Source organism: Bacteroidota bacterium (genome assembly GCA_018831055.1).
In the GTDB taxonomy this organism is placed as follows: domain Bacteria; phylum Bacteroidota; class Bacteroidia; order Bacteroidales; family B18-G4; genus M55B132.
In genome coordinates this window covers 18,785-33,451 of record JAHJRE010000165.1, presented here as the reverse complement: position 1 = coordinate 33,451, position 14,667 = coordinate 18,785, and the positions used below count along the sequence as shown (strand labels likewise).

General features: G+C 41.8%; 9 protein-coding genes. 7 read left to right on the top strand and 2 right to left on the bottom strand.

The window, feature by feature from the left end; translation table 11 throughout:
- From KKA81_10790 to selD, 3 genes are all read left to right on the top strand, one after another.
- On the top strand, positions 1-335 hold a 335-nt coding region (locus tag KKA81_10790), incomplete at its 5' end, for a hypothetical protein (GenBank protein MBU2651410.1).
- A gap of 61 nt (positions 336-396) precedes the next feature.
- Positions 397-1,419 carry a tRNA 2-selenouridine(34) synthase MnmH gene (gene mnmH, locus KKA81_10785; GenBank protein ID MBU2651409.1) on the top strand — a complete coding sequence of 341 codons (1,023 nt, stop codon included), beginning with the start codon at positions 397-399 and terminating at the stop codon, positions 1,417-1,419.
- Positions 1,420-1,449: 30 nt separating this feature from the next.
- Complete coding sequence (selD, locus tag KKA81_10780) at positions 1,450-3,642, top strand: selenide, water dikinase SelD (protein ID MBU2651408.1); 2,193 nt, start codon at positions 1,450-1,452, stop codon at positions 3,640-3,642.
- A 153-nt stretch (positions 3,643-3,795) separates the two neighbouring features.
- Here the strand turns inward: selD and KKA81_10775 are convergent, their stop codons facing one another.
- Complete coding sequence (locus tag KKA81_10775; GenBank protein MBU2651407.1) at positions 3,796-4,971, bottom strand: hypothetical protein; 1,176 nt, start codon at positions 4,969-4,971, stop codon at positions 3,796-3,798.
- A gap of 384 nt (positions 4,972-5,355) precedes the next feature.
- Between KKA81_10775 and KKA81_10770 the strand changes: the two genes are divergently transcribed.
- From KKA81_10770 to KKA81_10755, 4 genes are all read left to right on the top strand, one after another.
- Positions 5,356-5,910: a hypothetical protein gene (locus KKA81_10770; protein ID MBU2651406.1), complete on the top strand. Its 555-nt coding sequence runs from the start codon at positions 5,356-5,358 to the stop codon at positions 5,908-5,910.
- A 172-nt stretch (positions 5,911-6,082) separates the two neighbouring features.
- The gene (locus KKA81_10765; protein MBU2651405.1) at positions 6,083-6,514 is read left to right on the top strand and encodes a hypothetical protein; all 432 of its coding nucleotides are present in this window, start codon (positions 6,083-6,085) and stop codon (positions 6,512-6,514) included.
- 244 nt (positions 6,515-6,758) lie between these two features.
- Positions 6,759-10,064 carry a PAS domain-containing protein gene (locus KKA81_10760; protein ID MBU2651404.1) on the top strand — a complete coding sequence of 1,102 codons (3,306 nt, stop codon included), beginning with the start codon at positions 6,759-6,761 and terminating at the stop codon, positions 10,062-10,064.
- 36 nt (positions 10,065-10,100) lie between these two features.
- Positions 10,101-13,427, top strand: a complete 3,327-nt coding sequence (locus tag KKA81_10755; GenBank protein ID MBU2651403.1) for a PAS domain S-box protein — start codon at positions 10,101-10,103, stop codon at positions 13,425-13,427.
- Between the two features lie 13 nt (positions 13,428-13,440).
- Here the strand turns inward: KKA81_10755 and KKA81_10750 are convergent, their stop codons facing one another.
- Positions 13,441-14,637: a helix-turn-helix domain-containing protein gene (locus tag KKA81_10750; protein ID MBU2651402.1), complete on the bottom strand. Its 1,197-nt coding sequence runs from the start codon at positions 14,635-14,637 to the stop codon at positions 13,441-13,443.
- Positions 14,638-14,667: the final 30 nt, after the last annotated feature.

The following is a 14,667-nucleotide window of genomic DNA, read 5'->3' as shown; positions in this document are numbered from 1 at the left end:
GCATTTCATTGGAAGAGTGTCCCGGGATAAAGAGATCATTTAACAGGCAAGAAACTCTTTATATAGCTTATAAATACAACAATCAACCAGACTTAAACACATCTTTCGACATTTCCGTTTACAAAGAATCCAACAATGAACGTGTCAGATTCCGTGAATTTCTGGTAACCGAAAAAGATGACAACCGGGTAAAATTTCTGCCATATAAACCCCCCATTGATCTGGAACCAGGGATATATCTGATTGAAGTGGGCCACAAGTTCCTGAAAAAGAACGGAAAAACAGCAAAGGAAGGAGCTTTCATACGCAGGGAAAGATTTGAGATCATGGAATAAACGATATTATTCTTTTCATATCTGTTGAATCGGAACCACTGGAATTGTAATTTTGCCAAAGATGCCATCCTTTTCTTACATTGATGCACGAAGTTTAAACCATTTCAGTGTACAGGTACCTGTTATGGATGTTCGTTCACCCGGAGAATATCAGCGCGGACATATTCCCCGGGCCTATAATTTCCCATTATTTGATGATTATGAAAGGGCAATAATCGGTACGTTATACCATAAAAACGGTCAAACCGCTGCAATAAAGAAGGGTTATAACATTGCTGGAGCGAAAATTGAAGGTTATTTAGAAAATGCGTCACGGATTTGCGGGAAAAAGGGAAAAGTAGTGTTATATTGCTGGCGTGGAGGTATGAGGAGTCAATCCATGGCATTATTATTATCGATGAGCGGGTATGAAGCCATCATTCTTAGCGGGGGATATAAGTCGTACCGGAGTTTTGCGAGAAAACAATTTGAGGCTTCCAAAGACATCAGCATACTGGGTGGTATGACAGGAAGCGGTAAAACGGATATCCTAAGAAAAATGAAATATCTTGGCCAACAGGTAGTTGATCTGGAAGAGTTGGCCGGGCATAAAGGGTCTGTTTTCGGTAACCTGGGTTTACAGGAACAATGCCGTACCGAACATTTTGAAAATTTGTTGGCGGAGGAATGGTTGGACACTGATCCAGGAAAGAGACTATGGCTTGAAGATGAAAGCATTAACATAGGTCACGTATCCATACCCGCGCCCATTTTCAAACAAATGCAGGAAGCCAGGGTCATAATGATAAATATCCCCTTCGAAGAAAGAGTTGCACGACTTACAGCTGAGTACGGACATTTCGAAAAAGATATTCTGAAACAGCTTATTACACAAATCAGCCGGAGGCTGGGCAGCGAAAACGCAAAGAAAGCCATTGAATCTGTTGATCAAGGGCATATAAGCGACAGTATTGCGATAGTGTTGACGTATTACGATAAGGCATACAAGCACCAGCTCTCTAAAAGGCCCAAAGAAAAGATCACGGAAGTTAATTTAACAACAACAGACACCGAAGAAATTGCATATTTACTGGGAGGAATTTAGCCATATAACCATATAACCATATAATAAATCATGCCCAACCCCATCTATTTAGATTACAACGCAACGACTCCTTTGCATCCGGAGGTGATAGCCTATATGAAACCATTGCTGGAAGAGGCATTCGGGAACCCTTCCAGTTCCTATTCTTATGGGGCTAAATCAAGGATTTTGATTGAAGAAGCCAGGATGAGTGTGGCGGCATTATTGGGATGCAAACCCTTTGAGATCATTTTTACCAGCGGTGGAAGTGAATCCAATAATTTGGCTATTAAGGGGATAGCTCAGGCATACAAGGATAAAGGCAGGCATATCATCACCAGCAGTATTGAGCATCCGGCTGTAGCAAAAGTTTGCCAATATTTGGAAAAACAAGGATTTACCGTAACCTACCTACCGGCAGATCATGAAGGATTGATCAATCCGGATGATTTGAAAGAAGCCATTACTCCAGGCACGATCCTTATCAGCATCATGCATGCCAACAATGAAACAGGTGTGATACAACCCATAGAGGAATTCGGTGCCATTGCCAGGGGGCACGGTATACTTTTTCATACGGATGCTGCCCAGTCGGTTGGAAAGATACCTGTCAATGTAAAGAATGTGGACCTATTATCGGTAGCAGGTCACAAGTTATATGCTCCAAAGGGTGTTGGAGCTCTTTATGTGCGTGAAGGAATCAGACTGGAAAAGATCATCCATGGTGCCAATCACGAGCATGATCTCAGGGCCGGGACGGAAAACGTGCTGGAGATTGCCGGATTGGGGAAAGCGGCAGAGATCGCCGCAAGGGATCTTCATCAGGTAATGGAACACAATCTTTACCTGCGTAACATTTTAGAGCATAAGCTCCTGGAGAGCATTCCCGAAGGCAGGATCAATGGGCACCCGGAAAAACGCCTTCCCAACACCCTCTATTTCACCATTCCGGGTGTGGAAAGCGGAACACTTATCTCGGAGATTGGCGACAAAGTAGCCATTTCAGCCGGAGCTGCCTGTCACACCGAAGATGATCATGCCTCAGAAACCCTGACAGCCATGGGAGTTCCGGAAAGTTTATCCCGTTGCACCATTCGATTAACGACCGGAAGATTCCTCACAGAGGAGGAGGTGGAGAAAGCCTCCGAAATAATCATTAAAGCAGCACAAAGAATACGGGGGGAATATTCCGGGACATCCATACCGGAAGAAAACATACGTTTGACAGCCTTTACCCATGGACTCGGATGTGCCTGTAAGATGCGTCCACAGGTGCTGGAGAAGGTACTAAAAAATATTCCGGTCGGGCAATATCCACAGGTAATGGTGGGGTATGAATCATCGGACGATGCAGGTGTTTACAGGATCAATGAAAATCAGGCTTTAGTCCAGACTCTTGATTTCTTCACCCCGGTTGTAGATGACCCGTTTGATTTTGGCCGCATTGCAGCAGCGAATTCCCTGAGCGATATTTATGCTATGGGCGCCACTCCCCTGTTTGCATTGAACATTGTTGCCTTCCCGAGCAGCAGGCTCCCTTTGGATGTACTGGAAAAAATATTGCTTGGAGCTGCAGCGATCGCAGCCGAAGCAGACATCCCTATCCTGGGAGGCCATACGGTAGATGATCCCGAACCAAAGTTTGGAATGGCAGTGACCGGTATGGTCCATCCTGATAAAATCCTGAAAAACAACACTGCACAACCCGGAGATATCCTTATTCTGACAAAACCCTTAGGAACAGGGATATTATCCACGGCACTCAAGCGGGGATTGCTGGATGACCATGGCAGGAAAGAACTGGTTGAAACAATGGCAACTTTGAACAAAAAAGCGGCAGAAGCTATGCAGGAATTCAACGTTCATGCATGCACGGATATTACCGGTTACGGGTTATTGGGGCATCTTTATGAAATGACATCAGGATCGAAGGTGGATGCGGAAGTTTATGCTGAGAAAGCTCCGGTAATGAAACAAGCCGTGAACTTTGCCGCAACCGGAATTGTACCGGGTGGAACGGTAAGCAACAGAGATCATTTTGGGAAGTTTATTGATTTCGCTGATAACATGGGAGACACGATCAAAACCTTGCTGTTTGATGCACAGACCTCCGGAGGCTTGTTGATTGCCATTCAGGAGCACAAAGCCGAAGAAATACTCAAAAGGCTTGAAAAAGAAGGGGTTGTTTCTAATATAATCGGGAAGATAAACGGGAAAGGCAGCGGGAGAATTAGGGTGGAGTGATTGGAAATTCTGTATTCTGTATTCTGTATTTGCAATAGGATTGTCAATAGGCAATATGACATTGTCAATGTATTGTAAATTTAACATTTTCAATTGCATATCCGATTGAACATACCGAATACAGAATACAGAATTGCCAATCATCCGGCTTCCTTAAGGAATTTCCATAAAATCCGGAGGAAAAAAGTATTGCAGCATCGGGCCTGTGGTTGCCCGCCACAGTCCCCAGCTATGGCCTTCAGGCAGTTCCTGCCATTTTAGATCATATTCCTTTACCAACAGTGAATCCCGGAAATCCCTCAAATTAGCAGATACACCCTCATACAAACCCCAAAAAGATGCCCAGGTGACCTCTTTTTTCTCACCAGGGGCAATGATGTGAAAAACTTTATAATCATCCGGCCAGAAAGCGGCAGAATGAAGGCCGCATTTACCGATCACATCGCTGAAATTAAAGGAGATCAGGGCGGAGATGTTCCCACCATAGGAAGCACCAATAATTGCCCGGGCACGGGGTTTATCAAGGGTGTTAAATTCCCGGTCTATCCAGGGGACGAGTTCCCTGATGTAAAAAGACTGGAACGCGTCAATCATCATTCCGGCATATTCTTCATCACGGTTGACTGGCCGGATAAAAACCGCAATAACAGGGCAAATGAGATTGGAATCTATAAGGTTATCGATAACATTTTTGGTAAAACCCAGGTCCAGGTATTCATAATCATCTGTGAAATAAGCAACCGGATAGCGAGCACCTTGTTCTTTCTGATAACCTGGAGGAAGATAAACCTGAATCTGGTGAGTATCATCAAAAAAAGAGCTATTTACATTGAATGTTAAAATGCTGCCTTTGGGTACGTCTTCATATTCTAATACTTCCCAGGGTTGAACATAAGCAGGCATAGACAATTCAGAATTTGTACCATAACCTCCGGTGCAGGTAAAGGGGTTCAGGCTGTCGAGTATCCATTCTTTTTTATTGATCACGAGTTTATAATCCAGCCTGGCTTTCATCGGGAAAACCGCAGAATAATGCCACAAACCGGTATTTCTCACCGCTTGCATATCCGAGACAGAGGGATCCCAATTATTAAAATCGCCGGCGATCTGAACAGACTTTGCTTTTCCGAAGTAAATAAATGTGGCAGTATCACCGGTGATAAATGGAAATCCCTGGGATCCGGCAGAAACCATGAAACTATCCACTGCGCTAGCTCTTTCCCTGCCCGGTATGGTATTCAGGTAATCAAGGAATTCCTGGAAATTCTGGGTAAATACATTTATGACCAGGAATGATAATGCTATACCTATTGCTAGACCTTTTCTCATATAAAATATTGTTAATTGAAGTTTCGCGGTAATTTACTCTCTCCTTCACTTACCATTGAACCCATCTGATCATCAAAACTGCCTGGAAGCACCAAAATAGTTATTAATTGTTTTCAAAATCATAAATTAATTTTTCATAATAAAATATTTAATGAGTATCGGGAAACATTAACACAAAGTTACAGGCGACAGGTTGCAAGCTACAACTCATCACTCATCACCCACACCCAAACTACCTGCAGCCTGTAACCTGCAACCTGCTTCCTGCAACCATAGAGCAGGAATCAAAAGCAGAACCTTTCATTCCTGGAAAATTGATTGTATTTTTACCATCTCTTTTAGGAATGTCAAAAACCTTTGTAAGCAAATATTAGAAGAAACCCTATGGAGAAAGAAAAAACACAGCCCGGATATTCAAGATTATGGATACCTCTTTTAATCGTAGCACTTGCTGCGGCAGCAGGTTATTATTTTATTTCTATCGGGGGAGAAAATAAAGAGGGTGAAAAAAGCATAACTCAATATATTCCTTCGCTTACCTACGAATTAATCATAAAGCCCGATACTGTGATTGACCGTTATGCCAGGTATACCATCAACCTGACATTGAAGAACAATGGGGATACCCTGGTAACGCGTGTCGAAGGGCGTTTTTACATTTTCTATTCTGATCCCATCATTGAGCAGTACCGCCAGATCATGATCGGAAAGATCCGAAAAACGGAACAAAACACCTTAAGCATGCAGGAGCTTATTCCTGTTGAATATGCCAAATCCTTTTATGCCGGGTTTAAAATGAGGTATAATATCCCGGAACGTGAAGGGGAACGGGAAGTAACCGATTACCGTTTTTACAGGTACGATGCTGTTTCAGGAACAGTGGTTAATCATGACGATCCCGGGAAAAAACTTCAGAGTATCACCGACAGAAAGCCTTAAGGTTACAGGCTGCAAGTTACAGGTTGCAAGTTGCAAGGTGCAGGATTCTGCAACATGAAACATGTAGCCTAAAACATGGAACGCATAGCCTATATCCTGATATTATTCATTCCCGATACATAAATTTTCTTATATTTGATGGGAGTCCAGATATTAACAAAATCAATTCATTATGAAAACAATTAAAACACTTTTGGTATTTGTGCTGATAATAACAGCATGTGTCGGTATACAGGCTCAACCTATCGGTAAATTATCCGATCAGCAGGTTAAAGATAAGATACAAAAATTCAGTGGAATGCGAACAACCGGCATAGTATTGACATTTATTGGAGCTCCAGCACTAATTGCGGGAATTGCACTTTATGTTGATGGATTAAGTTCAAGTACAAACTCATCAGGAAGCGCTACCGACATTGATGGCAAAGTTTGGGCGGGAATTGGCCTCATGGTTGTGGGTGAGGTTGCTCTGGGAGGAGGGATCGTTTTATGGGCTATTGGAGCGAACAAAACAAAGAAATACACCAACGAATATAATAAAAGACAGCAATCACTGAGCCTTCGGACAAGTAAGTACGGAATAGGATTGGCATACCGGTTTTGATTATAGCAATTCTTTGACAACAATAGTACACGGTAATAACACAATTGGGTTTTGGCGAACTTTTATTCCGCTTAATCGCTACGTTGACTGAGATTCAAGGCATAATTGAATTAAAACATACAAAGGACCGAACTGAATGCCTGGCGGATAAATAAATGTGTTCATATATATAATTGTTAATAATTGGAATATTTTTCTTTACCAATTCAATCAAAAATTTATTATTTTAGGCATAAAAAAATCGATGGGAAAGATTTCCTCAGGCAAAAAGCCTCTGCAGAAATTAATACAACCATTCTTTTGTGTGGGTATCGGGGCATCCGCCGGTGGGCTGGAGGCCATAGAAGTTTTTTTTAAGAACATGCCGGTTGATTCCGGTTTGTCTTTTGTAATCATCCAGCATTTATCTCCCGATTACAAAAGCCTGATGAGGGAGCTCATATCCAGATTTACGACGATGCCTATACAAACGGCTGAAGACGGGATAGACATAAGTCCCAATCACATATACCTCATCCCGCCGAAGAAAAATATGACTGTTTTCGGCAGCCGGCTTTTTTTATCGGATCAGGATCCCGGAAGAAGCCTGAATCTTCCCATTGATATATTCTTTCGTTCCCTGGCCCAGGATTTCGGGAAGAATGCTATTGGCATTGTTTTATCTGGAACAGGAAGTGACGGGGCTTTAGGTATTCGTTCTATTAAAGAACACGGAGGCATCGTGATGGTCCAGGATAACCAGACAGCCAAGTTCGATGGTATGCCAAAAAGTTCCATTGCAACCGGAATGGTCGATTTCATTCTTTCCCCGGAAGAGATGCCCGACACATTAATGCATTACATTCAACATCCATACATAGCAAAACCCGAGCAATCAAAACCGGAGATTTCTGATAATAGTCTGATGGCTAGGATATTGAAAATCATAAACGAACGTGTCGGCATTGATTTCACCTCTTACAAACCCACGACTATAACGCGAAGACTGGAAAAGAGGCTTGCCATCAACCAGATTGAAAACTTCAACCAATACCTTGAGTTCCTGGAACAATCACAATATGAAGTAAATATTTTATACAAAGACCTTCTTATCGGTGTAACACAATTTTTCAGGGATGGAGAAGCATTTCAACTCATAGAAAGCAAGGTACTGCCTTCTCTTTTTTCTTCCAGGAAAGACAGCAACCCGATCAGAATATGGTGTGTGGGTTGTTCTACCGGAGAAGAAGCATATTCCCTGGCTATATTGTTTACCGAGTACAAGGAAAAGCACAGATATCAGAATGAAATAAAGATTTTCGCAACGGATATTGATCGGGAACACGTCGAGATGGCAGGAACAGGCTTTTACCCGGAGAGCATAGCAGCGGATATCACACCTGAGTTCATAAAGAAATATTTTGTTCATGAGAACAAAGGGTACCGGGTGAAAGAAGATCTCAGGCGAATGGTAATCTTTGCCCAGCAAAACGTGATCAAGGATCCTCCATTTTCGAGGATGGACATGATCAGTTGCAGGAATATGTTGATCTACCTGAATCCCGATGTTCAGCAGAAAATACTGTCCATGTTTTATTATTCGCTGAATCCGGGAGGAACACTCTTCCTGGGTAGCAGCGAATCATTGGGAGAGTTATCGGCAGGATTTGAAACCCATAGCAGCAAATGGAAACTGTATTTACACAAACCCGGGTTCAAACCTCCCGTCACAAACAATTACCTGCAACCTCTTTCCCCAAGAATCTCACTGAAAAGCCGGAAAAACGAATTAGCATACCCATATTTTGAACCCGACAAACTCCTTCCCGACAATGTCCTGACCGACATTTTAGACTTTTTCCTGCCATCATCGGTTATCGTTAATCATGAATTCACCGTACTTCATGTTTTCAAGGATGTGAATAATTTTATCAGGATACCGCAAGGCAAAGCCCGTTTCGATATCCTGGATATGGTTCCCAAAGAAGTATCTGTAGTTCTCAGCAGTATGCTTCATAAAGCGATGAACGATAATAAAGTATTATTTTTCAGGGACATTCAGATCAAAGACCAGAAACAGTCTATACATATTACGGCAAGACCCTTATCGGATAAGATCAGCAAAAAGAAATTCATTCTTATATCTTTTGAAAATGCCCAGACACCTGAAATTCAGTCTAAAAACAATAATATCCTGAATATTGACCTAAAAAACCAATTAAGTGAGCATTATATTGAACTTGAAAAGGAATTACAATTCACCAAGGAAAACCTGCAGGCAACCATAGAGGAGCTCGAGACATCAAATGAGGAACTCCAAAGCACCAATGAAGAACTGATCGCATCGAACGAGGAGCTTCAGAGCACCAATGAAGAACTTCAATCGGTGAATGAGGAACTCTATACAGTAAATTCGGAATATCAGAAAAAAATTGAAGAGCTGATCCTGCTTAACAATGACATGAACAACCTTCTGAATAATACCAATATAGGAATCTTATATCTCGATAATAAGCTCAGGATAAGAAAATATACTGATTTAGTCACTCGCGTGATCAATGTTATGGAAATGGACCTGGGAAGGCCAATCAACCATATTTCCCTGAAGGTAGATTATCCTGAATTCCTGCAAGACATTAATAGTGTGATGGACACACTTAAAGTGATTGAAAAGGAGGTAAAAGATCCGGAAGGGAATTGGAACCTTTTAAGGATAATGCCATACCGGACGGAAGAAAATGCCATAGAAGGAGTGACCATCACCCTGATTGATGTTTCAAGGCTCAGAGAAAGCCAGGATCAATATAAAAACCTGTTTGATTCGCTTGTACATGGGGTTGTTTACCAGGATGCTGCAGGAAAGATTGTGTCGGCCAACAAGGCAGCAGAGAATATACTTGGGTTGAGTTTTGATCAGATGTGCGGTAGAACCTCGGCCGATCCGGGATGGAAGGCACTAAAGGAAGACGGCAGTGATTATCCGGGTGACCAGCACCCTTCCATGCTGGCACTGAAAACCGGGAAGGAGATAAGAAACTCAATAATGGGGGTATACCATCCTGCAGAAAAAAAACACAAATGGATAAACATCAACGCCATACCCGAATTTATACCGGGAAGCAAACAACCTTTCAGAGTATACACGACTTTTGAAGACATTACCGTGAGAAAGAAGCAGGAAGAAGAGATCAAGAGGAATCACGATCTGCTTTACAGGATTTTTGAGAACAGTCCTATGGGAAAACTTGTTGTCAACAGGAAAGGCAGGATCACATATGCGAACAATAGTGCAGAAACAATCCTTGGTGTAAAGAAGAAAGACATTGTAAACAGGAAATATAATGATATACGATGGAGTATACGAAGTATGGATGGCAGCAAGATCCCGGAAAAGGAATTACCTGTGAGTCGGATTTTACATGGAGTTGAAAGGATCAGGAATTACGTCATGATGACAGAGGACTCAGGAGGAAACGCAAAAAAAATACTGGTAAACGGTTCCCCTATGTACGATGAGAAAGGGGAAATTGATGGAGGTATTTTCACGATCCAGGAAGTACCAACCGATTAATCCAATAAGTTTTACATCGTTTTAACCGACTTATGTATGAGCCAAAACAGTAATGACTTAAGAAAGAGAGCGGAAGAAATACTCCGGCAAAGGAGAATCGGTAAAGTAGCCGATCCGGGAAAAATGACCACTGAAAAGCTTCTGGAAGAACTTAGCATATATCAGGTAGAACTTGAGTTGCAAAACGAAGAACTCAAACACAGTCAGGAAGTATTGGACAACTCACGTAAGCAATACATTGAATTATTCGACAACGCCCCGGTTGGCTATATAATTATTGACGAGGACTTCATAATCCACAATTGTAACCTGACATTCAGCAACATGCTGAAGTACCCAAGAAATGCTCTGAAGGAAAAGAAATTAAGCAAATTCATCCATCCTGATGATCAGGATAAAGCTTATCTTGCCTGCAAGAGGCTTTTTGAGGAGAAACAAATCTCTCATTGTGAACTGGTTTTGCGAACCGGGAACGATCAAAATATTTACACCAGTATTAATGCTGTTTATTTTTCCAATGAAAACGGTCATTCTTATGCCCGGCTGGCTATCAGCGATATCACGGAAAGAATTGAGCATGAAAGAATAATTAATGAAACCAGGGCAGAAATTGCCAGTCAAAATGATATGCTCAGGCGGAAAAATGAAGAGCTGACAAAGCAAAGTGCGTTAATGGCTTCGCAGTATGAAGATTTGCTTGCATTGAATGAGGAAGTTGCTTCGTTAAACGAGGAATTGCAGGCACAAAATGAGGAGCTGTCAAGCAGCAATGAGGAGCTGAACAGGCTCAATATCTCTCTTCATATTGAAAAAGAAAAAGCCAGGCAATACCTTGACATTGCGGGAAATATGTTTATTGCCATAGATAATCATGGTAAGGTTATTCTGGTCAACAAAAAAGCTTCTGAGATATTGGGCTACCCTGAACAGGAAATCCTTGGCAAGGACTGGTTTGATCATTTCCTTCCGCAGGACAACATCGCTGAAATAAAAAAAGTATTCAATGCACTAATAACAGGAGAAACCGGCTGGATAGAAAGTCTTGAAAACAATATCATCACGAGAAAAGGGGAAACGAGGATCATTTCCTGGAAAAACAGCATCATCCGTGACCCGGAAGGAAACATCGCCGGAACATTAAGTTCGGGGGAGGATGTTACTGCCATCAGGGAGAAAGAAAAGGAACTCAAAAAAATAGAATGGCTTCTTCAATCCAGGAAAAGCAAGAAGCAATATGCCCCTCCTGTTTATGGTGATTTGACCGAACTCAATAAAAACGGTCTCATATTGAATCACGTTGGCAAGGAAGTATTGATGGATATAGCGAGTGATTATCTCTCCCTCCTTGAAACCTCGGCAGCGATCTATGAAAAGAACGGTGATTATGCTTTAGGACTATTTTCAAGTAATTGGTGCAGATATTTAGACGTTGCCTCCAGGGATCTTTGTAAAAACTGCGATAACCGGGAGGCCCTGCAATCGGGCAAATGGCATTGTCATGAATCATGCTGGAAAGATGCCAGTTTAAAATCAATGCAAACGGGGAAGCCCGTTGAGACGGAATGCAATGGAGGTCTGTTTATATATGCAATTCCAATCACAGTTGGAGATAAAGTCATTGGTTCTATCAACTTTGGGCATGGGGATCCTCCCAAGGATGAGGAAAAACTAAAGGAAATAGCTGAACGGTATGATGTTCCGCTTGCAGAACTGGAGCGGTTGAGTCACGAATACGAAACGCGACCGGCATTCATTATCGACCTGGCTAAAGAGAGACTTGGGATTTCGGCAAAGCTGATCGGGGAAATGGTATTACGGCAACAGACTGCACTAGAACTTGAAGCGAGCCAGGCGGCATACACCGAGATTTACCACGGGAGCCGTGACGGATTTGTGATGGTAGATCCTGAAGGACGGTTTATTGATTGCAACACAGCCTATTCCCGGATGCTGGGATATACCCTGGAAGAGTTAAAATCGCTGGAAGATTTTTATGAAATAACCGCAGAACCCTGGAGAGAATGGGAAAAAAGGGAAATATGGGATAAAAAACTCATAAAAAAGCAATATTCAGGAACATACGAGAAAGAATACATCCATAAAAACGGCAGGATATTTCCGGTTGAACTGCAGGCCTACCCGGTAACGGACAAGAACGGCAATATTCAGTATTTATGGGCTGTTGCGCGGGATATCAGCGAACGGAAAAAAACGGAGGAAGAATTGATTCAAGCGCGTGATCAAGCCAAAGAAAGTGACAGGTTAAAAACCGCCTTTCTTGCCAACATGAGTCATGAGATCCGTACACCCATGAACGGCATCCTGGGATTTGCCTCCCTTCTCAAGGAATCAGGATTAACCCGTGAGCAATTGAAAAAATACATACAGGTTATTGAAGAGAGCGGCATACGGATGCTGAATACCATCAACGATATTATTGATATTTCAAAAATTGAATCGGGCCAAATGGAAGTATATATTAGTCCGGTTAATATTAATGATGAAATACGATCACTTTACAGATTTTTTGAGGCGGAGGCCGGGAAAAAGGGACTGAAGATTGAGAGTTTTTGCCCGCTTCCATGGCAGGATGCCAACCTGCAGACCGACAAATCAAAATTTTATGCAGTATTTTCCAATTTGTTAAAAAATGCAATGAAATATACCCATAAAGGCAATATTACATTTGGATATGAAGTAAAGAACAAGTTCCTGGAATTCTTTGTTAAGGATACGGGCATTGGGATAGCCAGGGACAAGCAGGGGATCATTTTCAACCGGTTTGTCCAGGAAGAAAACGGCCTGGTACATTCTTACGAAGGATCCGGTTTAGGACTTGCCATATCGAGGGCATATGTTGAAATGTTAGGGGGGCAGATATGGGTAAAATCGCAAAAAAACAGGGGATCAGAGTTTTACTTCAGCCTGCCCCACCAAACTATGGAAACACAAAATCCGGAAACGATGGAAAACAAGGAGAAGAATAAAAACAAACCATTCAGTAAGGATGTAAACGCATTGATTGCAGAGGATATTCCCTCTTCAGATGCGCTACTTACAGAGATTCTCAAGAATCATTGCCGTACAATTTTTCATGCCTCCAATGGTCAGGAGGCAATTGAGATAGCCAGGGAGCATCCTGAAATTAACCTGATATTAATGGACATCAAGATGCCCGGCCTGAATGGATACGAAGCGACAGAGGAGATACGCAAAACCAGGCCCGGGATAGTGATCATAGCACAAACAGCATATGCTCTTTACGGCGACAGGGAAAAAGCCATAGAAGCGGGATGTGATGATTACATCACCAAGCCGATCAGGAAGGAGGATCTGTTGGAGATCATCGCGAAGCACCTGTAAGTAACTGAATCGGTTAACACTCTGTTCTGTTTAAGAAAGCACCCGGACTAATACCTTCTACTTTTTTAAAAGAGTCAATAAATGTCTTCCGGGTTTTAAAACCGGAAAGCAAACCGATGGCCTCAAGTGTCATTTCTTTTGCTTTCCCATTTATTATCAGCGACTTTGCATATTTCACCCTGTATTCATTACGAAAACTGTTAAAAGATTGCTTTTTTTCTTCCCTGAAGTAATAGGCAAGATGGTGAGCGGGAATTCTTACAAGGCCTGAAATATAGACAAGATTGCAATCGGGCTGAAGAAAAGGCTTGAACTCCTCCATACAATTATCGACCGAACGCCTGATAAGTAGAAGATATTCGGATTCAAATTGAGGAGTCTTCCTTGCATTAATAACATTGGCATCTTTAGCATCGGACTTATCATCAAAACTATTTTCCGGATCCGGGATCCTTGGCATACCATAGAGGATTCCCGGAAAAAAAAGAAGCAAAGTAAGCAAACCGGCGAGCGTTATGCCGGAAATGGTTTGCAGCAAAGTAAAACTGTTATAAAATCTCAGGTCCTCTCTCATATAAGCCAGGAACATTGGAATCAAATGGCTGACGGTCAAAACAATGATCACTGAAAGCAAAATCCATATCCACCTGTTCATATAGCGCTGATGGGAAAGCACCATTGAATATTTTTTATTATTCAAATAGCGGATGAAGATTACAAAGGACCATAAAGAATAGAAAAGCAAAAGGAAAGGGCGGCTCAGGTATATCAACGGTGCGGGAATTATTTCATATAAAAAAGAAACGCTGAAAGACTTCAAAAAGATCACATTCTCAATGAGACTTGAAGCTATATGTTCCTTATAGGTCCAGGATGAGAGATAAAAGGGAATTGTATTTATAAAGAAAATCCCGGCCGGGATGAAATGCAGAATATCAATCCTTTTTAAGCGTGCTTTATCTGTAAGCAAACTCCTGATATAGAAAAATAGCATGGGACCTGTCAGGTAAAACAAAAAAGTGAAATTCATAAAAAAAATAGCAACCAATAATACCGATTGAGAGGACAGTATGACATATTGGTTAAAACTGTATAAACTGACAAGAAAGAAGAAAACGGCAAGATAAACTGAAGAAGCAAATCTCCTGGCATTAAAATACAGAATTATAGTGGATAGTATTAATCCTGATATAGATAGAAAAGGCAGCATCTCATGATAGTTGGCGAGGCTAAAGTAAGG

Bases quoted from the DNA above. Each gene is read 5' to 3' on its own strand.
- mnmH (MBU2651409.1), top strand. From the start codon at position 397: ATGCCATCCTTTTCTTACATTGATGCACGAAGTTTAAACCATTTCAGT.
- KKA81_10750 (MBU2651402.1), bottom strand. From the start codon at position 14,637: ATGCTGCCTTTTCTATCTATATCAGGATTAATACTATCCACTATAATT.
- KKA81_10755 (MBU2651403.1), top strand. From the start codon at position 10,101: ATGAGCCAAAACAGTAATGACTTAAGAAAGAGAGCGGAAGAAATACTC.
- KKA81_10775 (MBU2651407.1), bottom strand. From the start codon at position 4,971: ATGAGAAAAGGTCTAGCAATAGGTATAGCATTATCATTCCTGGTCATA.
- KKA81_10770 (MBU2651406.1), top strand. From the start codon at position 5,356: ATGGAGAAAGAAAAAACACAGCCCGGATATTCAAGATTATGGATACCT.
- KKA81_10760 (MBU2651404.1), top strand. From the start codon at position 6,759: ATGGGAAAGATTTCCTCAGGCAAAAAGCCTCTGCAGAAATTAATACAA.
- KKA81_10765 (MBU2651405.1), top strand. From the start codon at position 6,083: ATGAAAACAATTAAAACACTTTTGGTATTTGTGCTGATAATAACAGCA.
- selD (MBU2651408.1), top strand. From the start codon at position 1,450: ATGCCCAACCCCATCTATTTAGATTACAACGCAACGACTCCTTTGCAT.